Origin of the sequence: Caulobacter sp. UNC279MFTsu5.1, assembly GCF_900114015.1 — a bacterium.
In the GTDB taxonomy this organism is placed as follows: domain Bacteria; phylum Pseudomonadota; class Alphaproteobacteria; order Caulobacterales; family Caulobacteraceae; genus Caulobacter.
Genome location: NZ_FORN01000002.1, coordinates 82,192 through 102,865, shown reverse-complemented (window position 1 = coordinate 102,865; position 20,674 = coordinate 82,192). Strand labels below are relative to the sequence as shown.

Genomic DNA, 20,674 nt, shown 5'->3' with positions numbered 1-20,674 from the left:
ATATTACCTCAGCCTGAATGAATACGGCTTACAGTGCTGGAAGCCGTGCATTCACCGCCCGGCGCCGAACCCTGCTTCAACAAGCCGAGAGCCAAGATGTCCGACGCTCCTCAGACCCATCTCGATAAAGACCCTATCGTTGTTCGCGAGACCGGGGTCGGTCTCTTCCAAGTCGACATTCTGGCGGCCGGCGTTCACATCCTCGCTGACGAACCCGTCGCATTCGGCGGAATGGGTTCCGGCCCAGACCCTTACGATCTCCTGGCCTCAGCACTTGGCGCCTGCACCGCGATGACCCTTCGGCTCTACGCGCGCCGAAAGGCTTGGCCATTGGAAGAGGTGACAGTCCAGGTCACCCACACGCGCGGCAGCCTGAACGCGCGCGACACCTTCACTCGCGAAGTCGCCGTCACCGGCGACCTAGACGACGCGCAACGCGCTCGATTGGCAGAGATCGCCGACAAGTGCCCCGTCCACCAGACGCTCGACCGCGGCGCAGACGTCGTAACGCGGTTCGTCTCGCCGGCGGCCTCCGGTGAAGAAGGCGTTTCCGGGCTACACATGCGCGACAAGAGTGAAGCTTGCGGAACAAGCGCGAGCAGCTGAGTCACTGGTCAAGGCCATCGCGTTCGACGACTCCAGCGACCGTTTGATGGATTTGACCTGGGGCTTTCGCTCCGGGGCCAGAGCATCACCGCCGGCCTGATCCGGAAGGACCTGAAGGACCTGATGGGAAAGCTCAGTCAATTGGGTCCCTTCTCGGAGGAAGCCGATGCTGACCTTGGCGCAAAGGTTGAAGCGTTCCGACGATCCGGAATCGCCGAGGCCAACTGACCCTCGGACGCCCGTCGCGTCGCCACTGTTTCCCCTTAGTGGGCCATCTTCTTTCGGATGTGAGCCGCGCTCCGGCGCATCGCCTCGGCCTCTCTGGGCTTGCGCATCAGGTCGAGGACTGTCGCGGCATTTTCGGCGCGCTCGACAACCTCGCCCAGCGTCACCCCCGGGAAAGCGCCGATGAGGTGCTGGGAGGCCTCTTCCCAATCGACATCATCCAAGGGCTTGGGGGACTTGCGCATCGTCCAAGCCTAACCGCAACACCGCCGGTTGAGAAGGCAGAGCCGGACCAGCTGACTTTTCGTCGGCAAAAGTTACCCAACAATGGCAACATAACGGCGATGGGTTCACCCCTGCCCCGTCTTTGAGCACCGACCGTCGCAGATTACCTGGCAAACCGCGAAACTTCCCGCCTTACGGCTTTTTCATTCAAGATCGAGCGACCCGCTCGCTAAACGGTCGTCCGCCGCAAGGGCCGCCTTGGCATTGGAAGGCGCGCGACCGTTTGGAGTGAAGATGAAGTTTCGTGTTCTCGCGTTCGCCCTGGCGGCCATGGCCCCACTGCCCACGCTTGCCGCGCCCAAGGCCGAGGGGCCGCAATTTGGCGCCTTCGGCATCGATCTTACTGCACGAGACACCGCCACTTGGCCTGGCGACGACTTCTGGAGCTATGCCAATGGCGGATGGTCCTCCCGGACAGCCATCGCCGGCGACACGGACGCCGTTGGCGTGGCGCCGACGCTCGCCCGCGAAAGCCAGGAACGCGTCCGGGTTCTTTTGGAGGACCTGGCGAAGTCGAGCCGGGCCGACACGAACGGTCGTCGGATCGGCGATCTCTACGCCAGCTGGATGGCGCAGTCGGATATCGAGATGCACGGGCTGCGCCCTGCCGCGCCCTACCTTGCCAGGATCGCTGACGTCAGGTCCGCCAAAGCCGTCCAAGGCCTAATGGCGGACATCGACTACAGCGCACCGATCGCGCTCGGCGTGAGCGCCAATCCCGCTGAGCCGACCCGCAACATCGTCACCGTATCGCAAGGCGCCCTGGGCCTGCCTCGCGACTATTATCTCAATGACGAAGCCCGCTACGTCGCCATCCGGCGGGACTATCTCGTCTACATCGAAAGAATCCTAGCCGCTGGCGGATACGCCAATCCTCACGCCCGAGCCACGGCGATCCTCGCCCTCGAGGTCGCCCTGGCCCGTACGCAAAGCACCCGGGCCGAGCAGCGTGAAGACAGCCGCAGCCGGACCGTCACGCTCGCTACGCTGCAGGCCGAGTTGCCACAATGGGACTGGCCGCAATTGCTGAAGGCGGCCGGACTCGAAGGCGCGACCGAAGTGTTGGTCAGCGACGTCGACGCGCTTCGTGCGCTCGGCGCCCTGACCGAAAGTCAGCCCGTCTCCTTGTGGGCCGATTACCTGGCCTACCGGTTCCTCAGTGATCATGCCGAGGTGCTGCCAAACGCCTTCGCCAGCGCCCGCTTCGATTTCTACGCCAAGACCCTCACGGGGGTGACAACGCCGCCCGCGCGGTGGCGACGTGGCGTCACGCTAATGAACCAAGAGTGGATGGGCGACGCCGTCGGCCAAGTCTACGTGGCGCGTTACTTCCCCCCGGAAGCCGAGCGGCAGGTCCGAACCATCTTTGACGACGTCAAGGAGGCCTTCCGGATCCGCATCGAGCAGTCGCCTTGGATGGATGCGCAGACAAAGGTCGGCGCGCTGGAAAAGCTCTCGACCTTGACGGCGCGCATCGGCTCGGCCGGCCAGGTGGCGGACTATTCAACGCTTCGCATCGATCGGACGGACCTTCTGGGCAACGTCGTGCGACTGGCGCGTTTCCGGCGCGAGCGAGAGCGCCAAAGCCTGGCGACCGCCAATCCGCCCGACTATCCGGTCAACCCGGTGAGCGGCAATGGCTACTACTACGCGGCCGCCAACAGCATCACCTTGGAGGCGGGCTTGTTGCGGCCGCCGTTCTTCGACCCAGCCGCCGATCCTGCCGTGAACTATGGGGCGATCGGCGTCTTCCTAGGCCACGAGATGGGTCACGCCTTCGACGACCAGGGCAGCCGCTACGACGCGCAAGGGCGGGTGCGCGACTGGTGGAGCCCCGCCTCGAGGGCGGCCTTCGCGCAACGGATCACCGCTCTCAAAGCGCAGTACGGCGCCTACGACGTCCTGCCAGGGCTGAAGGTCGACAGCGCGTTGACGCTCGGCGAGAACATCGCCGACCTTGGCGGCCTGGAAGCCGCCCACCTGGCTTACCAGCGCTATGTGGCCCGAACGGGTCCGGCTCCGATCCTGGGCGGACTGACGGGCGACCAGCGCTTCTTCCTGGCGCAAGCCCAAACCCGCCGCACCAAGCTTCGCGAGGATGTCGCCCGGCAGCTGGCCGCGATCGACACGCACGCCCCTTCAGTTCTCAGGGCCAATGGGGCGATGCGCAACAACGACGCCTGGTACGCCGCGTTCAAGGTCGAGCCAAAGGACAAGCTCTACCTGTCGCCAGACCAGCGCGTTCGCATCTGGTGAGCCCGGCTGGCGCGCGGCCATCGTCGCGCGCCAGCGAAGCATTGCCAGTTTCTACAATAAGCCTGGTGGAAGAGCCGAGAAGATGCGCGCCATCAACTTGTTGCCGCAGATTCTTCGGAGACTTCCATGCCCAGACCCCCGCTTCCGCCCTTCACGCGCGAGAGCGCCATCGAGAAGGTCCGCTTGGCCGAAGACGGGTGGAACAGCCGCGACCCGGCGAAAGTTTCGCTGGCCTATACGGTCGATACCCGCTGGCGCAACCGCGCCGAGTTTCTCCACGGCCGGGCGGAAGCCGAAGCCTTCCTCCAACGCAAATGGGCCAAGGAACTGGACTATCGGCTGATCAAGGAGCTGTGGGCGTTCGAGGGGGCCCGCATCGCCGTCCGGTACGCCTACGAGTATCGTGATGACAGCGGCCACTGGTTCCGGGCCTATGGCAACGAGAACTGGGAGTTCGACGCCGAAGGCCTGATGCACACGCGTCACGCCAGCATCAACGAGCACCCGATTTCGGAGGCCGATCGCGCGTTTCTCTGGCCCCTGGGACGCCGGCCTGATGATCATCCCGGTCTGAGCGCCTTCGGCTTCTGATCCCCAGCAGCCGAGCGCGAGCCCGACCAGTCCCCTCCAGGCGACGTCCAGACGGTCCCCTGGCGACATCGATGTGACCTACGAGGAGAAGACCATGAAGATCGTTAGAACCGGATCGGCCGCCTGGAGCGGCGGCATCAAGGACGGCAAGGGGTCGATCTCGACCGAGAGCGGCGCTCTGCAAACCTATCCGTACGGCTTCGCCAGCCGCTTCGAGGGCCAGCCCGGGTCCAATCCCGAAGAGCTGATCGGCGCGGCCCACGCCGCTTGCTTCACCATGGCGCTGTCGCTGGTTCTCGGCGAGGCCGGCCTGAAGGCTGATCAGATGGACACGTCCGCGAAGGTCACGCTCGAACAGGTTGACGGCGGCTACGCGATCACCGCCTCGCATCTGACCTTGAAGGCCCGGATTTCCGGCGCGGACCAAGCGACCTTCGAGAAACTGGCCGCCGGCGCCAAGGCCAACTGCCCGGTGTCGAAGCTGCTGAACGCGGAAATCACCCTAGACGCGGCCTTGGTCGAATAGCTCAGACGCTCAGAGCCAGGAGGGCCTCCTTGTGAGCCGGTACAGCTTCCTTGATCTTGCGACCTCGGCGAGCGTGAAAGCCGCCCAAGCCGAAATGGGCGTCGACCACCTGTGGACGCCGGGCCAGGTCGATCGACAGATGGAGGCCTTCACGGAAAACGAGGAGGCCTTCATCGCCGCGCGCGACAGCTTCTACATGGCCAGCGTTTCGGAGACGGGCTGGCCCTACGTGCAATACCGCGGCGGTCCGCCCGGCTTCCTGAAGGTCCTTGACGAGACCACGCTGGCGTTCGCCGATTTTCGCGGCAATCGCCAGTACATCAGCGTCGGCAACTTGGACGCCAATGACCGCGTGGCGCTGATCCTGGTCGACTATCCCCGCCGCGCCAGATTGAAGATCCTGGCGCATGTCGAGCGCTTGGCCCTCGACGCCGAACCTGGCCTGCTCGAGCGGGTCTCCGATGAGACCTACCGAGCCCGGCCCGAGCGGATCTTCAAGCTCCGTCTGGCGGCCTTCGACTGGAACTGCCCGCAGCACATCGTCCCGCGTTTCACCGAGGCCGAAATCTCCCGCGCCGTGCAGCCCCTGCATCAGAAGATCGAGGCGCTCGAAGCTGAAAACCGCGCGCTGCGCGAACGCATAACGGCCGAAGGCTAAGCGCCGGTGCGGCTCGGCGAGCGGGCTTGTCCACAGGTCGCTGGCCGCGTCTAGAAACCGCCCAGGGTGACGGACGTTTTGTCAGCCGAGCGGGGCGCTCATCCTTGGGAACACTTATGCATCTGAAAACGAACCTGATCGTGCTGGCCTGCGTGACCGCCGCGTCGATGACGGCGAGCGCAGTGCAAGCGTCCAGCCCCAGCGCCTGGGCCGAGTTTAATCAGCGGGTCACCCGAAGCTGCCTGGCGGCCGCCGGTTACCGCAACGCTCGGCCCTCACCGGTCATCGGGTTCGACGATCGGGTCGGCAAAGTGGCCATGCTCGTGTCGGATCGGTCTCGCGGCTCGAACAACGCCAAGCTCTGCCTGTACGACAAGGCCAGCCGCAAGGCCTATATCGACAACGCCGACGGCTGGGTCGCGCCGCCGGCGCCGCGTTAGACGCGACCTCTAGGGCCGGACGCGCTCGGGCCGCAGCCGGCCCATGAAGTCCTGGATGTAGCCGGCGATTGCGCCCGCATGCGTCTCCAGGGCGAAATGCCCGGTATCGAGGAAGTGCACCTCGGCGTCGGGCAGATCGCGCTTGAAGGCTTCGGCGCCGGCCGGCAGGAAGAAGGGATCATTGGCGCCCCAGACGGCCAGCAGCGGCGGCTGGTGTTCGCGGAAATACTGGTGGATGCGCGGATAGAGCGCGACATTGTTGGCGTAGTCGGCGATCAGCCCCAGCTGAATGTCCGCGTTCCCCGGCCGCGACATCAAGGCGTGGTCTAGCCAGTAGCCCTCAGGCGCCACCTGGGTCTCGTCCGGCGCGCCATGGGTGTACTGCCAGCGCATCGCCTCAAGGGTGAACATCCCCCGCATGGACTCGCGATTGGCCGCGGACGGATCGGCCCAGAAAGTCTTGGTCTGCGCCCAGCCGTCGCTAAGCCCCTCCTCGTAAGCGTTGCCGTTCTGCGAGATGATCGCCGTGATCGCGCCCGGCCGGGCGAGCGCCAGGCGCAGTCCGACCGGGGCGCCGTAGTCGAAGGTGTAGAGGGCGTAGCGGCTGATCCCGATGGCGTCGGTAAAAGCCTCCATCGCCCTGGCCAGGCTAGCGAAGCTGTACTCGAACCCCTCAGGCGCTGTCGTGAAGCCAAAGCCCGGGAGATCGGGCGCGACCACGTGGAAGCGCTCGGCCAGGTGTGGGATCAAGTGGCGAAACTGGTGGGACGAGGTCGGAAAGCCATGCAGCAGGAGGATCGTCGGGTGCTCACGGCTTCCGGCCTCGCGATAGAAGATCGAGACGTCGCCGACATCGGCGCGTCGCAGGACGATCTCGGACGGATTGAGCTTCGGCATCGGGGATCCTTTCATTGGAGCCCCTCGACGATGATCTGATCAGCGCGGCGACGACAGTAAAGCGCTGTAAGGCTGGGTGAAGTCGTGGGTGCGCCATCGACGATGGCTCACTGAAACAATCGTCAAACTGTCACGCGCCTGACACCGATCGCGCCTAGCCACGGCCAACCCGATGCAGGACGGCCCAGCCTTGTCGCACCTTCGCCCCATCGACCAATGGTTTATGGACCAGATCCTGCCGCTCGAGCCGATGCTGCTGGCCTCGGCGCGCAAGCTGGTGAACGATCCGGACGCGGCGCGCGACCTGGTGCAGGAAGCTTTCGCGCGTCTCCTGACCGTGGAGGGCTGGGCCCAGATCGAGGCGCCCCACCCCTATCTGCTGCGCATGATGCGCAACCTGGCGTTCGAGAAGCTGCGTCGCGCCAAGATCGCCCGGTTCGAGCAACTGACCCTGGCCGAGGACTTCGACGTCGTCGACGAGAGCCCCGACGCGTTTCGGGTCCTTTCCGGCCGCGAGCAGCTGGCCCAGCTGGACGCCGCGCTGAAAGACCTGCCCGAGCGCTGCCGCCGCGTCTTCGTCATGCGGCGCATCGAAGAGCGCTCGCCGCGCGAGATCGCCAAACACTTGGGCGTCAGCCCCTCCACCTTGGAAAAGCGCCTCGCGCGCGCTCACTATCTCGTCGCCAAGGCGCTGGCTCCGACCCCTGCCCTGCCGTTGGAAGATCGTCCGGCCAAGACGGATGAGGGCCGCCGAAAAAATTCGACCAAGCGCTCCTGAAATGTGGTGGCGTTCGCGCGCCCAAACATCTTCCTAAGATAGGCGGATGAAAGGGTGACCCCGGACGTGTTCGAAATGCCGCGAGCTTCGAAAAAGGCCGGAGACGATCCAGTGCTGCGTGAAGCCGCGCAGTGGCTGGCGCGCGCCGACCTCGGGACCTTGGACGAGGCGGCCTTCGAACGCTGGCGCGCCGAAGATCCCCGCCACGCCCTGGCGTTCATTCGCGTCTCCGAGGCCGCGCGCCGCGTCACGACCGACGGCGCCGAAGCCCCCGCCGTGAAACGCGCCCGCAAGCTGGACCCGACCCGTCGCGGCGCGATCGCGGCAGGGTTGGCCGTGTTCTCGCTCGGAGGCGGCGCGCTGATCGCCGGCAAGGTCAATGCGCGCGATCGCGCCTCCACGCCGGTCGGCGGGATGCGCCACGTCAACCTCGCCGACGCCGGCGGCCTGACGCTCAACACCGACAGCGCCGCGTCTTGGAAGGCGGATCATCAGGGCCTTCGCCTCTGGCTGGAACGCGGCGAGATCGCCCTGGACATCACCGCCGGCGCGCGCCCAGTCCACCTCAAGGGCGGCGTGGTCGGCGCGTTGCTCGGACCGGGCCGCTACAACGCCCGTCTGCGCGAGGGTCTCCTGGATCTGGTCGTGCTGAAGGGTGAGGCTAGCGCGGAGGGCTCGAACGCCGCGCCGGTTCACGGCCCGGCCGCCCTGGCCCTGACGCCCGAGCGCCCCCTGGCGCGGCCGCTGTCCGAGCAGGACATCGCCGCGACCCTCGCCTGGCGCAGCGGCGAGATCTTGTTCGTGGACGAGCCGCTGTCCAGCGCCATCGAGGAATACAACCGCCACCTGACGCGCAAGATCGTCCTGGCCGACCCGCAGCTCAGCGGCTTGCGGGTCGGCGGGCGGTTCGTGGCCGACGACCCCAGCGCCTTCCTGCGGGCGCTGGAGACGACGATGAATGTCCGCGTGACGCCGTCGCAGCAGGCGATGCTGCTGTCGCGAAAAAATTCCTGAGCTGATTTGGAGGCGTTTTCGTCGCCGACCATCCTTGGAGGTAGGGGGGCGCAAAGAGCGCCTGGCCAGAGGATTTCAAAGCCATGAACCGTGGTGCTCATGCACGCACGCCGCTTTTCGCGGCGCTCCTTGTCACGTCCGCGATCGTGGCGGCTCCGGCCGTCAGCGTGGCGGCCGAACGCGCCTTCGACATCAAGGCCCAGCCGATGGGCGAGGCGCTCAATCAGTTCGCCCGCCAGGCCGGCGTACAGATCTTCTTCCCGGGCGAAGCGGCCGCCGGACGGCGCTCGCCGGCCGTCCGGGGGACGATGGAGCCCCGCGCGGCCCTGACCCAGCTCATCGCCGGCTCCAATCTCAGCATCGTCAGCGACGATGGCAAGATGATCATGCTGCAGGCCGGCGCCGGTCGGGACGATGCTCGGCTCGCCGCCGACGCGGCTACGGCCCTGGAGGAAATCATCGTCACCAGCGGCCCGCGCGCCGGCGACCTGAAGCGGGGCAGCGACACGGTGGTCAACACCATCACCCAGCTGGAAATCCAGCGTCTGCCCAATCTCGACGTCTCCGATGTCCTGGCCCGCCTGCCGGGCGTGCGCCGCAACGAGACCCAGAGCGGCGAGAACCGCTACGTCCAGATCCGCGGCCTCAACAACGCCGCGGCCTCGCAGTCGATCGACGGGGTGCTGCTGACCGACTACGTCAACGGCTCGCGCGCCACCTCCACCGAGCTCTTGTCGGCCAACTTCATCAAGAACGTCACCGTCACCTCGACCGTGACGCCGGACCTGGACGAGAACGCCAACTCCGCCCACGTGGCCCTGACCACGATCAGCGGCCTGGACAGCGGCGGCCAGCACGTCGCCGACTTCCGCGCCTATGTCGGCGCCAACAACCGCGACGACGGCGTCATGGACACCCGCCGGCCGGTGCGCCTGGCCGGTTCCTGGAAGGGCGGCCTGGACGACGCCGGCAAGTGGGGCCTGGCCGTCGGCGCCAGCCTCGACCGCCTCGGCTCGCGCCAGGACGCCGTCTCGGTCGCCAGCTTCAGCAGCATCAACGGGACCCTGGTCCCCAACGGCGCCTTGACCAAGGGCGAGACCTACAGCGCCAGCCAGCGCGTCTCAGCCATGGCGCGCCTGGACTACAGGCCCAGCGACAAGCTCTCGCTGTTCGGCGAATACTTCTATCTGGAGCACGACTTCCGCACCGAGCAGCGCACCGCGACGGTCACCGTCTCGGCGGCCGGCGTCAGCAACCCGACGGCCAACGCCGGCCAGTTCAACGCCGCCTCGTCGACCTACGGCTTCAACGCCGGCCATCCCAAGCTGATGGACCACATCGTCCAGCTGGGCGGCGACTATGCGATCAGCGACAAGGACAGCCTGTCGGTCCGCCTGGGCGTGACCTACAACCGCGTGCTGGCCGGCTCGGTCGCCACCAGCGGCTTCGTGCTGGCCTCCAGCGCTCTGACCACGCCGGTCGGCTACACGTTCGGCGACGACGAACTGGCCTTCACGCCCGGCGCCAACGCCCTGACCGGCAATCCAGCCAACTACCGCCTGAACTCCAAGGTCACGGTTGGCGACACCCTGAGCCGCGACCAGAACTACTTCGCGCGCATCGACTACGCCCATAACATGGACCTGACCGACAAGGGCCTGGGCTTCAAGGCCGGCGCTCAGCTCAAGACCCTGGACCGCAGCAACGTCCAGCGCGGCTATGCCCGCGTCCTGCCCACCAGCGGCGTCCTGCTGTCGGAAGTCACCGGCGCGTCCAGCCTGACCCAGTTCCAGCCGGTCGACTGGAATGTCGACACCTTCCTGAACCTGGTGAACACGCGCGGGACCCACTCGCCCGACGCCAACCGCCTCTACGCCGCCGACCCGGCCGACAGCTACGGCCAGAACTTCAACGGCTCCGAAGAGGTCGGCGTCGGCTACGGCATCGTCTCGTACGGTTGGGATCGCGCCCGCCTGTCGGCCGGCGTCCGCGCCGCCCACACCCATCGCGAGCTGGATCAGTACGAGCCCGACACCGTGGGCCGCTACATCCAGGGCCACTACGAGCAGAACTATTGGCACGTGCTGCCCAGCGCCTACGGCTCGTACGACCTGACCTCGAACCTGAAGCTGCGCGGGGCCTTCACCAAGACGCTGGAGCGGCCGGCGATCAACAGCGCCTCGCGCCGCCTGATCACCAGCTACGACGTGCCGGTCACGCGCTCGATCAGCTACAGCAACCCCTATCTGATGCCGATCCGCTCGACCAATTTCGACGCCTCGGCCGAGTACTATTACGGTCGCTCGGCCTACCTCTCGTTCGGCGCCTTCGCCAAGGACTTGCGCGACATATCGGCCAGCAGCAGCAGCCAGTCGATCGGCGCCGACGGCATCCGCGAGGTGATCACCTACACCAGCAACGTCCGCGAGGTGAACGGCAAGAAAGTCTACGGCAAGGTCCGCGGCCTGGAAGCCGTCTGGTCCGATCCGCAGCTGCCGTGGATCCCGGCGCGCTTGGGCAATCTGGGCCTGACCCTGTCCTACGACTATCTCGTCTACCAGGTCACGGCGATCAACGGCGGCGGCGGCGTGCCGCCCAGCGACACCCGCCTTGTCGACGCCGCGCCACGCCACTTCTTCAACGCCTCGCTGGCCTACAACAAGGGTCCGTTCGCGGCGAACCTCTATCTGCAGGAACAGTCGTCGGTCCCGAGCCTCAGCTACAACCCGGCCAACGACCGGCGCACTAAGTACGACCCGCTGCTGGACCTGCAAGCCAGCTGGCAGGTGAGCCGAAACTTCCGGGTCATGGTCGAGGGCCGCAACCTGCTCGATCAGGACATCACCGACCGCTACGGCGTGACCAACTACGGCCCGGCCTACCAGATCAAGAACAACGGCCGCACGGTTTGGCTGGGTTTCCAGTTGACCACCTTCTAGTTCCCCAACGACTACGGGGCCGGCTCAGACCGGCCCCGCCTTTTTGCTTGGAAGACCTGATGATCCGAGACCGCGTCCTGGCCGCAGCGGCGGCCCTTCTGCTGCTGACCGGCGCGGCGCCGGCCCAGTCCGTCCCGGCGATCGAGCGCGCCCGGCTCGTCGATGTTCTGCCGCTCGACGGCGAGCTCTTCCACGTCCAGGGGATGGACCTGGACGCCCAGCACATCTGGGTCACGTCCGTCGATACCCGCGCGCACAAGGGCTACATCCACCAGTTCGATCGGCGCAGCGGCAAGTTCCAGCGTCGGCTCGAGATCACCGACGGCGTCCGCTACCACCCCGGCGGCATGGCGATGCACGGCGGGTCGATCTGGGCGCCGGTGGCGGAGTACAGAGCCAATAGCTCGGCCGTCCTGGTCGAGATCGACAAGCAAACCATGACCATCCGCCGGAAGATCGCCGTCGCCGACCATCTGGGCTGCGTGGCGGCGTCCGGGCGTGGCCTGGTCGCCGGCAACTGGGACAGCCGGCTGCTCTATGTGTTCGACCGGCAGGGTCGGCAGGTTCGGGTGGTCAAGAACCCCGCCCCGACCCGCTATCAAGACATGAAGTTCGAGCGCGGCAAGCTGGTCGGGTCCGGCGCTCTGGGCCCCAAGGCCGGCGCCATCGACTGGTTCGCCTGGCCCTCGATGAAGCTGGTCGACAGCCGCGCGGCGGGCCCGACGGATCGGGGCATCCGGTACACGGAGGAAGGCATGACCCTCAGGGGCCGCGACCTTTACCTTGTGCCTGAGGATGGCCCAAGCCGAATGTTCCACTTCAAACTCACGGGCCGCTAAACCTCGTCGCGATCCCTCGAGACCGGCTTGGAGACGCTCTCGACAAGGCGTTCGATCGCCGATGGATCTTGACCATGGAGTTCTTGAGCGGCCAGCGTGGCCCAGCGAATGGCGTCCAACACGCGGGCATAGGCCAGAGCGTGGCGAGAGTCCGCCAGCCAGGCGTCGAATTCTTCCTGGTCGACCGTACCCACGTCTTCCCGCGCCAGCCAACGCGCCGCCTCCCGGAGAATGGCGCGCTCCCGTGCGGCGTCGGTACGAAGCGTTTCGTCCGTCATGGCTGCCCTAGGAGATAAGAAGAGAAAGGGATCGAGCACCTCCAAGTGGGGCGCTCAACGCATCCCTCAGGCCCGGGTGACCCCGGCGAGGCTGGGGGAGAGGTCCCCGCCGGGGTCCGCCCACGGCGGCTAGGCGCTGGCCTTGGCCACGGCCTGGGCCTTCTGGAAACTCTCCATCACCGCTGCGTAGTTGGGCGCGGCCAGGCCGTAGAGCTTGGCCAGTTCGGCGGCTTCCGGGCGGGCCCAGGTCCGGTGGAGCTCGCTAAGCAGCGCGTTGGTCGAGGTCGGCTTGACCCCGCCCTGGACGAAGCGGGCGAGACTCGTGCGCGAGGCCATCTCGCTGGGATCGCCCGAGGCGTCGACCACGGCATAGACCTCATAGCCGGCCGCCACCGCGTCCAGGGCCGGGAACATCACGCAGACGCTGGTCCAGACACCGGCCATGATCAGGGTCTTGCGGCCGGTCGCCTTGACCGTCTCGACGAAGTCGCCGTTGTCCCAGGCGTTCACCTCGCCCTTGCGCGGCACATAGACCGCGTGCGGCGCCAGCTCGTGGATCTCGGGCATCAGCGGCCCGTTCGAGCCGGTCGGCTCAGAAGCGGTCGTGATCACCGGAATGTTCAGCAGGGTCGCCAAGCGAGCGACCATCTCAACGTTGCGGCGAAGGTCGGCGACCGGGATGTCCTTGACGGTCTGAAACAGGCCCGATTGGTGATCCAGCAGCAGGATCGCCGCATCGGACGGGTCCATCAGCGCCGCGCCGCCGCCAGTGGGCAGGACGCTGGTCTTGGTGTTCGACGACGTGGTCATGGGGTTTTCCTCGAATGAATCGCGCCGCGGCCGACGACCACCAAGGACGCCCCGCGCAAATCGACCATCACCCGCTTCGCGCCCCCTTGCCAGTAAAGCGCTGTAAATCCCGGTATTACCTCCATGCGACCAAATCAAGACTCTTAAATAGACCCTCCGTGCCACGCCATTACAGTCCTCTTTGGACCAGCTATGCCTCCCCATCCCATCCCTTGACCGCCCTTTACCACGCCTAACCCCACAAATTTCTCCAAGGGACTATTCCTAGTGACCAACGCCCACCTCGGGCTCGGTCGCCCCATGGAGAACATGATGAAACGCCCCCTCGTTGGAATGATCGCGGCCCTGGCCGCCGCCGCGTCCGCCAATTCGGCCTTCGCCGCCGAAAAGCCCGTGTCCATCGTCCTGGTCCACGGCGCCTTCGTCGACGCCTCCGGATGGCGTCCGGTGTACGACCTGCTGGAGAAGAAGGGCTACGAGGTCCTGATCGTCCAGAACCCGACCATCACGCTGGACGGCGACGCGACGGCGACCCGCCAAGCTATCGCTCAGGCTCGGCATCCGGTCATCCTGGTGGGCCACTCCTACGGCGGCGCGGTGATCACCGAGGCCGGCGCCGATCCCAAGGTCAAGAGCCTGGTCTATCTGGCCGCCTTCGCGCCCGACGCCGGCGAGTCCGTCCTGCAGCTGGCCAGCACGCCCGTCCCCGGCGCGCCGCCCGCGCCCTTGCTGCCGCCCAAGGACGGCTTCATCCAGATCGACCCGGCCAAGTTCGCTTCGGCCTTCGCCGCCGACGTCGATCCCAAGGTCACCCACTTCATGGCCGCTTCGCAGGTGCCGTGGGGCCTGGGGGCGGTGGGCGCCAAGATCACCGCGCCGGCCTGGAAGGCCAAGCCCAGCTACTACCTCCTGGCGACGCAGGACCTGATGATCCCGCCGGCGGCCCAACGCGCGATGGCGGTGCGGGCCAAGGCCACGCTCGTCGAAACCCCGAGCAGCCATGCGGTGATGCTCTCCAAGCCCGCATACGTCGCCGACTTCATCGCGATGGCGGCCGACGAAACCAAGTAGTCGCCGACCAGACGATCTCGCCGCGCCTACCGCGGCGAGGCTCCTTCCCCTCCCCTGAAAACCCTAGGAGATATCCATGAAACGCCTGCTCACGTCCGTGGCCCTGGCCGCCATCACGCTCACCGCCGCCAATCTGGCCGCGCCGCAAGCCATGGCCGCCCCGGCCCCCAAGGCCGCCGCCACCCGCCCGGCCCCGCCGGTGATCCACTACAAGACCGCCACCATCGACGGTGTGAAGGTCTTCTATCGCGAGGCCGGTCCGGCGGACGGTCCGGTGGTGCTGCTGCTGCACGGCTTCCCGACCTCGTCGCACATGTTCCGCAACCTGATCCCACTGCTGGCCGACAAGTACCGCGTCATCGCGCCCGACTATCCGGGCTACGGCCAGAGCGATGCGCCGGACCACACGAAGTTCGCCTACAACTTCGCCAACCAGGCCGAGGTTATGGACAAGCTGGTCGGCCAGCTCGGTCTGAAGCGCTACACCATGTACGTCATGGATTACGGCGCCCCGATCGGCTACCGCCTGGCGCTCAAGCACCCCGAGCGCGTCAGCGGCCTGATCGTCCAAAACGGCAACGCCTACACCGAGGGCCTGCAGTCGCCGTTCTGGGACCCGATCAAGGTCTACTGGGGCGACCGCTCGCAGAAGAACCGTGACGCCCTGAACGGTCTGGTCACCCTGGACATCACCAAGTTCCAGTACACCGACGGCATGGGCGATGTCTCGCGCATCAGCCCCGACAACTGGGTCCACGACCAGGCCCTGCTCGACCGTCCGGGCAACCGCGACGTCCAACTGGACATGCTGGGCGACTACGGCTCCAACGTGCCGTTCTATCCGGACTTCCAGAAGTTCTTCCGCGACTTCCAGCCGCCGACCCTGATCGTGTGGGGCAAGAACGACAAGATCTTCCCCGAGGAAGGCGCTCACCCCTACCTGCGCGACCTGCCCAAGGCCGAGATCCACATTCTCGACTCCGGCCACTTCGCCCTGGAGGATCGTCTCAGCGAGATGGCGCCGCTGATCCACGACTTCCTGGATCGCAAGGTCGCCAAGTAAGACCTCGCCTCAACGACGAGCAAGGCCGCGGCGCTCCGGCGTCGCGGCCTTCGCCTGTTTGGAATTAAGTTCGGCGGGACAACAGGGACCCGCGGACTGGCGACATGGATCTTGCTGGCTGGCAGGATGTGATCCCTTGGAGAACGCGCCTTGCCTCAGACGACGGATATTCGGGAGATTGGATTTCGGCAGGGCCGCCGGCTCGCCAATATGGACGCGCAGGCCCGGATGGCCTTCATCGCCGAGGGTTTGCCCGTGATCCTCGACAGCGCCCGATCCCTGCTCACCGCGTCCCAGGCGCTCAAGGGGTTTTCGCGCGAGGCCGAGATCCTGGAAGGACACGCGCTCGAAGAGGTCGCCAAGATCCTGATCCTGGTCGATATCGCCCGTTGCCCGGCGAAGCTCAAGGCCAGCCGCATCGGGCCGATGATGGCGGCCTTCTACAGTCACCTGGCGCGGCTGATCTATGCCGACGCCCAGTCGTGGAAGCCGCTTTCGGCGGCTCAGCTGCAAGACTACGTCGATAGCCATCGCCCCTCCCACGACTTGGAGGGCGACTATGGCGAGTACATCCTGCCCAACCAGATGATCTGGCGGCGCGAGGCTCTGCTCTATGCGGATATCGCCGGCGACGAGGACACCGACCTGGTGTGGCACGCGCCCGGGGCGCCAGGTTTTGGTCCCTTTGCCTTCGATCCCCTGGCCTACCGGGTCGTCGATGCGCTGGAAGCCCTCGGGCTCTTCACAGCCGAGGGCTTGGCGATCCTGGAAGAAATCTGGGGCGCGGTCACCTTCGAAGGCGAGCGCTGCTGGTCGGAAACCGGGGATCTGCTGCAGGCGACCCTCGAGGCGCTCAACGCCAGGGGCCTGATCACAGGACGGGCCGCCGATAAGCATGTCGCCGTCCTGGCCGACGGATGGCAAATGCCGATGTACATGATGGACTTCAGGCCCATCCAGCGGACGCTGGAGGAGATGCGCGAGCTTCGCGACGCCAGTCAGCCCTGGGAGTACTAGGCCGTCCGACGTCCTTGCTCGACCGCGTTGCGACCTACTGCAGCGCCGACAGCATGGGCTGACGCCGAGCGAACATGTCGTCGATCCAAGCCTCGTCGCGTGGCGTCAGCTCGATGAACAAGACTCGACGTGGCTGGGCGCGCAGATCGCCCATCCCCGCCTCGCAGGGCAGGTCGAGCACGGTCGACCGCATCGTCTGGGCCAGCAAAGCGACGATGTCCTGGAAGCGCTCCTCCAGTTGGCCAACGGAGGTGGGCGCGGCTTCGGCCGTGATCGCCGGCGGCGCGTTCCCCGTCGGGGTCGCCGAGGCGTCGCTGACCACGACCGGCGCGATGAACCGGTACCCACGGCCATTGACGGTGGCGATGTAGCGCGCCAGGTCCGCGTCATCGTCGAGCGCGCGCCGAAGGGCGGCGATGTGAACCTTCAGATTGCCCTCGACGACCGTGATGTTCGGCCAAGCCTCTTCGAGCAATTCGCGCTTGCTGAGGACTTCGCCTGGGCGCCGCACGAACGCCTCGAGCAGATCAAGAGCCCGACAGCCGATCCGCACCGCCTCACCGTTCTTCAGCAGAAGCTGCCGGCGCGGAATGAACAGGTATTCACCAAAAGCGTAGGTCGGAGCGTGGGTCATCAGCGGCCTCCTTGGGTTGTGCCCCCTAGGCTTAGGCCGCTGCGTCGGCAGGGTTCAATTCGTCCATGGTCGCGCTGTTCTCGACCGTGGACGTGACGGACTCGACCTTAGTCTAGTCGCATCCTTCATTTGCGGGATTTCGGCGTCGCAAGGGCGCACCGGGTTCCCTCGCGGCGGTTAGGGCGGCAACGCCGTGTCCGCTCACGCCCCCGCAGCAGCGGGGTCGTCAGGTCTTCCTCACCTAAAGTCGAGTCCGCCTAGACCTTGGTGAGGTGGATGCGCCGCGGCGATCGCGATAGCTTTGGATCACGCCCCAGAGACGTTGGCGCTCGTCCCCTCAATCCATCGGCCCATGAAAGATCAGAGCGTGGAACAGCGCCATCAAGACCTGGATCACTCCGGTGGTCCGCCCGATCTCCATCGGGAGGCGCGCGACCTGCGTCGCTTGATCAACGCCGTGCCCGGACTGGTCTGGTCGACCGACGCTGACGGGGAGATGACGTTCCTGAGCCAGCCCTATCTGGACTATATCGGACAGAGCCTAGACGCGGCCCTGGCGGGCGGGTGGCTGGACGCGGTCCACGCCGAAGATGTCGAGGGCCTCTTGAGCACGCGCGCGGCGGCCTTGGCCAAGGGCCAGGCGGTCGAGCATGAGGTGCGCTTGCGGCGCGCCGACGGCGTCTATCGCTGGATGCTGTTCCGCGCCAGCCCATCGCTCGACGAGGCGGGCAAGCTCATCGGATGGGCCGGAGTCAATATCGACATCGAGAACCGCAAAGGCGGACGCGACGCCCTGCGCGACAGCGAGGCCGCCCTGCGCGAGAGCGAGCGACAGCTTCAGCAGATCATCGCCTCCATCCCCGGCCTGACCTGGCGGGCCGACGCGCAAGGCAATATCACCTACTGGAGCCAGACGTTCTTCGAATACGCCGGCGCCGACGCCACGCTCGAGGACATCATCGGCTACGGCTTCCTGAACTACATTCACCCGGACGACCGCGATCTGGTGATGCAAACCTGGGTCAGCATCCTGCAGTCGGGTCAGCCGGGTGAATCCGAGACCCGCATCCGCCGCGCCGACGGGCAGTATCGCTGGTTCCTGTGGCGGGTCAGCCCCTTCTTCGACAGCGCGGGCAAGCTCACCCAGTGGTTCGGCATCAATGTCGACATCGAGAACCGAAAGCGCGCCGAGGAGGAACTGCGCCGGAGCCAGACTGAGTTGGCGCACGTGACGCGGATGACGACCATGGGCGAACTGGCGGTCTCGATCGCCCACGAGGTCAATCAGCCCCTGATGGCGATCGTCATGAACGCCAGCGCGTCGCTGCGCTGGTTGGACGGTGACACCCCCGATATTCCGATGGCCCGGCAAGCGCTCGACCGGATCGTCCGCGACGGCCACCGGGCGGGCGATATCATCACCAGCCTGCGCAACTTGGCGCGAAAGTCCGCCCCGCGCCTGGACCGGCTGCAACTGGATCAAGTGATCCCAGTCGTGCTCGACCTCCTGCAGGGCGAGTTGGCCAGACGCGGCGTCGTGGCCAAGATGCAGATCGGCGAGAACCTCGCCATCCGCGGCGACAGCACGCAGCTGCAGCAGGTGATCCTCAACCTGATCATGAACGCGCTCGAAGCCATGGCCGGCGCCACCGGCGGGCAACGCCTGACGGTGCGGGCGCAGGTCTGCGGGCGCGACGCGATCGTGAGCGTGACCGACACGGGGCCAGGGCTTGGAGAGGATGACCCTGAGCGTCTGTTCGACGCCTTCTTCAGCACCAAGGCCGAGGGTATCGGCATGGGGCTGTCCATCTGTCGCTCGATCATCGAGGCCCATGGCGGCCGGATCTGGGCGGCCAACAATGGCGCGCGTGGAAGCGTCTTCAGCTTTACCCTGCCTCTGGCGGAAGGAACCGACGCCGATGTCGTCAATCGCTAAAACTGGAAAGGCGATCGTCGCCGTCATCGACGACGACGAAAGCATTCGCGAGGCGCTCCACGGGCTCTTCCAGTCGGTAGGCCTGGTGACCGAAATCTATGGCTCGGTGCAGGAGTTCCTCGACGCGGGCGCTCTGGAGCGCGCCGGCTGCATCGTCCTGGACATTCGTCTGCCGGGGCGCAGCGGCCTGGAGTTCCAAGAAGCCCTGGCGCGAAGCGGCGCGGCTCAATCGGTGGTGATGATCAGCGGCCATGTGGACGTTCAGATGGCGGTCCGGGCGATGAAGGCCGGCGCCGTCGACGTCCTGCCCAAACCGGTGCGGGAACAGGATCTTCTCGAAGCGGTGAATCGCGCCCTGGCCCAGGATCATCAGCGCCGGGCTGAAGCGACGCGCGACGAGACCCTGCGCCAGCGTTACGACACGCTCTCGGAGCGAGAAAAGCAGGTGTTTGCTTTGGTGGCCACGGGGCTGCTCAACAAGCAGATCGCCGATCGCGTGGCCATCACCGAGGCCACCGTCAAACTTCACCGCAGCCAGGTCATGAAGAAGATGGAGGCCGACTCCCTGCCCGAGCTGGTGCGGATGGCCGACCAGCTGTCCAAGGCCGAGGCCGCCCAGTCGCTCTAGACTCGAAGCGAACCGGCGGCGGGACCCCCGCCGCCGGCGCGAAGGCTCTAGGCCTCGTTCAGGAACCCGCGCAGCAAGGCGTTATACTGCGCCGGCTTTTCGTTCATGGTCAGGTGCGAGCAGCCGGTCATGACCGCCAGGCGCGCCTTGCCCGCGATGCCATCCCGCAGCGTCTGGTGACAGTCGAGCGTGACCTCGTCGAACTCGCCCGTGGTGATCAGGGTCTTCTGCGTGATCGCCTTGAGATCCTTGCGACGATCCCAGTCCTTGATCTTGCCGACGATGGTGAACTCGTTGGGTCCGTTGAGGACGCGGTAGGCCGGAGACTTCCCAAGGGACTCCAAGGTGGCCACGACCTCGGGGCTGGGCGGAACCCGCAGCACGAACGTGTCGTAGAACTTCTGGACCAGCTCGCCGTATTCCGGCGTGCCCGTCTTGCCCGCCTTCTCCAGGGCGTGGATCTTGTCGCCCCAGCCGTCGGGCATGGTGGCGAAGAGGCGTTCGAAGCCGGCCACGGCCTGGGGAATGCTGGCCATGGCGCCGCTGAGGATCAAGCGATCAACGCCCTTGCCCCGTCCCTGGCACAGATACTCGACGGCGAGCAGCGCACCCCAGGAGTGCCCCAGCAACACGGCCTGATCGAGGCCCAGCGCGGCGCGAACGGCGTCCACCTCCTCGACCGAGCGTTGGATCGAGTAGGCGTCATCGTCCTCCGGGGCGTCCGCGCGGCCACATCCGAGCTGGTCATAGAAGATGACGGGACGCTCGTCGGCCAGGGCCTGAAGCGGCAAGAGATATTGGTGCGAGGAGCCTGGCCCGCCGTGCAGGGTGAGCAACGGCGCCTTGCCGCCCGCGCCGAATTTTCGCCAGTAGACCCTTCCGCCCGGGACCGTGGCGAAGCCCTCCGTCTGAGGGATGCCGGCCAAGGCCGGAGCCGCCGTGGCGACGAGGCCGGTCCCCAAGAGACCCGCCCCGGCCTTCAAGGTCCCGCGTCGCGTGAAACCTGTGTTCGTCATGGTCCATACTCCCGTCACTGACGCGCAACTGCGCGGCTTGGGGTCTATCTTCGCGGCCATTTCAGTCGCAACGGCTGTTTGGTTTCAGCTGTAATACGTTGCGGCAAATCGCCAGCGACGCCGGACGGGACCTGCATCGCCGCTAACTGACGCCAAGCTCACCGGCG

General features: G+C 66.3%; 21 protein-coding genes. 15 read left to right on the top strand and 6 right to left on the bottom strand.

Annotation, left to right across the window (positions count from 1 at the left end):
* Nucleotides 1-33 precede the first annotated feature (33 nt).
* Nucleotides 34-606, top strand: a complete 573-nt coding sequence (locus tag BM066_RS00505; RefSeq protein ID WP_255367431.1) for an OsmC family protein — start codon at nt 34-36, stop codon at nt 604-606.
* A gap of 263 nt (nt 607-869) precedes the next feature.
* Here BM066_RS00505 and BM066_RS00500 read toward each other — a convergent pair whose 3' ends face one another.
* The gene (locus BM066_RS00500) at nt 870-1,076 is read right to left on the bottom strand and encodes a hypothetical protein (protein WP_089923460.1); all 207 of its coding nucleotides are present in this window, start codon (nt 1,074-1,076) and stop codon (nt 870-872) included.
* 274 nt (nt 1,077-1,350) lie between these two features.
* Between BM066_RS00500 and BM066_RS00495 the strand changes: the two genes are divergently transcribed.
* The 5 genes from BM066_RS00495 (at nt 1,351) to BM066_RS00475 (ending at nt 5,587) form a co-directional block, all read left to right on the top strand.
* Nucleotides 1,351-3,372, top strand: a complete 2,022-nt coding sequence (locus tag BM066_RS00495) for a M13 family metallopeptidase (RefSeq protein ID WP_089923457.1) — start codon at nt 1,351-1,353, stop codon at nt 3,370-3,372.
* A 126-nt stretch (nt 3,373-3,498) separates the two neighbouring features.
* Nucleotides 3,499-3,963 (top strand): nuclear transport factor 2 family protein, encoded by a 465-nt coding sequence (locus tag BM066_RS00490; RefSeq protein WP_089923454.1) that lies wholly within the window; start codon nt 3,499-3,501, stop codon nt 3,961-3,963.
* A 94-nt stretch (nt 3,964-4,057) separates the two neighbouring features.
* Nucleotides 4,058-4,489: an OsmC family protein gene (locus BM066_RS00485; RefSeq protein ID WP_089923697.1), complete on the top strand. Its 432-nt coding sequence runs from the start codon at nt 4,058-4,060 to the stop codon at nt 4,487-4,489.
* Between the two features lie 73 nt (nt 4,490-4,562).
* The gene (locus BM066_RS00480; RefSeq protein ID WP_255367430.1) at nt 4,563-5,147 is read left to right on the top strand and encodes a pyridoxamine 5'-phosphate oxidase family protein; all 585 of its coding nucleotides are present in this window, start codon (nt 4,563-4,565) and stop codon (nt 5,145-5,147) included.
* A gap of 116 nt (nt 5,148-5,263) precedes the next feature.
* Nucleotides 5,264-5,587, top strand: coding sequence for a hypothetical protein (locus BM066_RS00475; protein WP_089923448.1), 324 nt, complete (start codon nt 5,264-5,266; stop codon nt 5,585-5,587).
* Nucleotides 5,588-5,596: 9 nt separating this feature from the next.
* Here the strand turns inward: BM066_RS00475 and BM066_RS00470 are convergent, their stop codons facing one another.
* A complete protein-coding gene (locus tag BM066_RS00470; RefSeq protein ID WP_089923445.1) occupies nt 5,597-6,484 on the bottom strand; it encodes an alpha/beta fold hydrolase in 888 nt (295 codons plus the stop codon).
* Nucleotides 6,485-6,674: 190 nt separating this feature from the next.
* Here BM066_RS00470 and BM066_RS00465 point away from each other — a divergent pair, with 190 nt between their 5' ends.
* From BM066_RS00465 to BM066_RS00450, 4 genes are all read left to right on the top strand, one after another.
* The gene (locus BM066_RS00465) at nt 6,675-7,262 is read left to right on the top strand and encodes an RNA polymerase sigma factor (protein WP_177218339.1); all 588 of its coding nucleotides are present in this window, start codon (nt 6,675-6,677) and stop codon (nt 7,260-7,262) included.
* A gap of 111 nt (nt 7,263-7,373) precedes the next feature.
* On the top strand, nt 7,374-8,276 hold the full coding sequence (locus tag BM066_RS00460) for a FecR family protein (protein WP_177218338.1): 903 nt from the start codon (nt 7,374-7,376) through the stop codon (nt 8,274-8,276).
* Between the two features lie 83 nt (nt 8,277-8,359).
* Entirely contained in the window at nt 8,360-11,215 is a 2,856-nt protein-coding gene (locus tag BM066_RS00455) for a TonB-dependent receptor (protein ID WP_089923437.1), read from the top strand.
* A gap of 59 nt (nt 11,216-11,274) precedes the next feature.
* Nucleotides 11,275-12,054, top strand: coding sequence for a DUF6454 family protein (locus BM066_RS00450; RefSeq protein ID WP_089923434.1), 780 nt, complete (start codon nt 11,275-11,277; stop codon nt 12,052-12,054).
* Here BM066_RS00450 and BM066_RS00445 read toward each other — a convergent pair.
* Nucleotides 12,051-12,377, bottom strand: coding sequence for a FecR/PupR family sigma factor regulator (locus tag BM066_RS00445; RefSeq protein WP_089923430.1), 327 nt, complete (start codon nt 12,375-12,377; stop codon nt 12,051-12,053). The genes BM066_RS00450 and BM066_RS00445 overlap by 4 nt on opposite strands.
* An 84-nt stretch (nt 12,378-12,461) precedes the next feature.
* Nucleotides 12,462-13,142 (bottom strand): isochorismatase family protein, encoded by a 681-nt coding sequence (locus BM066_RS00440; protein WP_089923427.1) that lies wholly within the window; start codon nt 13,140-13,142, stop codon nt 12,462-12,464.
* A 312-nt stretch (nt 13,143-13,454) separates the two neighbouring features.
* Between BM066_RS00440 and BM066_RS00435 the strand changes: the two genes are divergently transcribed.
* The 3 genes from BM066_RS00435 (at nt 13,455) to BM066_RS00425 (ending at nt 16,293) form a co-directional block, all read left to right on the top strand.
* Complete coding sequence (locus tag BM066_RS00435) at nt 13,455-14,213, top strand: alpha/beta fold hydrolase (protein WP_089923424.1); 759 nt, start codon at nt 13,455-13,457, stop codon at nt 14,211-14,213.
* Between the two features lie 76 nt (nt 14,214-14,289).
* On the top strand, nt 14,290-15,276 hold the full coding sequence (locus BM066_RS00430; protein WP_089923421.1) for an alpha/beta fold hydrolase: 987 nt from the start codon (nt 14,290-14,292) through the stop codon (nt 15,274-15,276).
* Nucleotides 15,277-15,486: 210 nt separating this feature from the next.
* Nucleotides 15,487-16,293: a hypothetical protein gene (locus BM066_RS00425; protein ID WP_089923418.1), complete on the top strand. Its 807-nt coding sequence runs from the start codon at nt 15,487-15,489 to the stop codon at nt 16,291-16,293.
* A 34-nt stretch (nt 16,294-16,327) separates the two neighbouring features.
* On the opposite strand, the gene BM066_RS00420 is transcribed toward BM066_RS00425, so the two are convergent.
* Nucleotides 16,328-16,927 carry a winged helix-turn-helix domain-containing protein gene (locus tag BM066_RS00420; RefSeq protein ID WP_089923415.1) on the bottom strand — a complete coding sequence of 200 codons (600 nt, stop codon included), beginning with the start codon at nt 16,925-16,927 and terminating at the stop codon, nt 16,328-16,330.
* 352 nt (nt 16,928-17,279) lie between these two features.
* Between BM066_RS00420 and BM066_RS00415 the strand changes: the two genes are divergently transcribed.
* Both BM066_RS00415 and BM066_RS00410 read left to right on the top strand, forming a co-directional pair.
* Nucleotides 17,280-18,863 carry a PAS domain-containing sensor histidine kinase gene (locus tag BM066_RS00415; protein WP_089923412.1) on the top strand — a complete coding sequence of 528 codons (1,584 nt, stop codon included), beginning with the start codon at nt 17,280-17,282 and terminating at the stop codon, nt 18,861-18,863.
* Complete coding sequence (locus BM066_RS00410) at nt 18,847-19,491, top strand: response regulator transcription factor (protein WP_089923410.1); 645 nt, start codon at nt 18,847-18,849, stop codon at nt 19,489-19,491. Before BM066_RS00415 ends, BM066_RS00410 begins: the two co-directional genes overlap by 17 nt.
* Nucleotides 19,492-19,538: 47 nt before the next feature.
* Here the strand turns inward: BM066_RS00410 and BM066_RS00405 are convergent, their stop codons facing one another.
* Entirely contained in the window at nt 19,539-20,507 is a 969-nt protein-coding gene (locus BM066_RS00405; protein ID WP_089923407.1) for a proline iminopeptidase-family hydrolase, read from the bottom strand.
* Nucleotides 20,508-20,674 lie beyond the last annotated feature (167 nt).

Excerpts from the sequence above, each read along its gene's own strand:
- BM066_RS00440 (WP_089923427.1), bottom strand. The coding sequence starts at position 13,142 with ATGACCACGTCGTCGAACACCAAGACCAGCGTCCTGCCCACTGGCGGC.
- BM066_RS00420 (WP_089923415.1), bottom strand. The coding sequence starts at position 16,927 with ATGACCCACGCTCCGACCTACGCTTTTGGTGAATACCTGTTCATTCCG.
- BM066_RS00450 (WP_089923434.1), top strand. The coding sequence starts at position 11,275 with ATGATCCGAGACCGCGTCCTGGCCGCAGCGGCGGCCCTTCTGCTGCTG.
- BM066_RS00495 (WP_089923457.1), top strand. The coding sequence starts at position 1,351 with ATGAAGTTTCGTGTTCTCGCGTTCGCCCTGGCGGCCATGGCCCCACTG.
- BM066_RS00455 (WP_089923437.1), top strand. The coding sequence starts at position 8,360 with ATGAACCGTGGTGCTCATGCACGCACGCCGCTTTTCGCGGCGCTCCTT.
- BM066_RS00485 (WP_089923697.1), top strand. The coding sequence starts at position 4,058 with ATGAAGATCGTTAGAACCGGATCGGCCGCCTGGAGCGGCGGCATCAAG.
- BM066_RS00470 (WP_089923445.1), bottom strand. The coding sequence starts at position 6,484 with ATGCCGAAGCTCAATCCGTCCGAGATCGTCCTGCGACGCGCCGATGTC.
- BM066_RS00475 (WP_089923448.1), top strand. The coding sequence starts at position 5,264 with ATGCATCTGAAAACGAACCTGATCGTGCTGGCCTGCGTGACCGCCGCG.
- BM066_RS00410 (WP_089923410.1), top strand. The coding sequence starts at position 18,847 with ATGTCGTCAATCGCTAAAACTGGAAAGGCGATCGTCGCCGTCATCGAC.
- BM066_RS00500 (WP_089923460.1), bottom strand. The coding sequence starts at position 1,076 with ATGCGCAAGTCCCCCAAGCCCTTGGATGATGTCGATTGGGAAGAGGCC.
- BM066_RS00405 (WP_089923407.1), bottom strand. The coding sequence starts at position 20,507 with ATGACGAACACAGGTTTCACGCGACGCGGGACCTTGAAGGCCGGGGCG.
- BM066_RS00425 (WP_089923418.1), top strand. The coding sequence starts at position 15,487 with ATGGACGCGCAGGCCCGGATGGCCTTCATCGCCGAGGGTTTGCCCGTG.
- BM066_RS00415 (WP_089923412.1), top strand. The coding sequence starts at position 17,280 with ATGAAAGATCAGAGCGTGGAACAGCGCCATCAAGACCTGGATCACTCC.
- BM066_RS00430 (WP_089923421.1), top strand. The coding sequence starts at position 14,290 with ATGAAACGCCTGCTCACGTCCGTGGCCCTGGCCGCCATCACGCTCACC.
- BM066_RS00490 (WP_089923454.1), top strand. The coding sequence starts at position 3,499 with ATGCCCAGACCCCCGCTTCCGCCCTTCACGCGCGAGAGCGCCATCGAG.
- BM066_RS00435 (WP_089923424.1), top strand. The coding sequence starts at position 13,455 with ATGAAACGCCCCCTCGTTGGAATGATCGCGGCCCTGGCCGCCGCCGCG.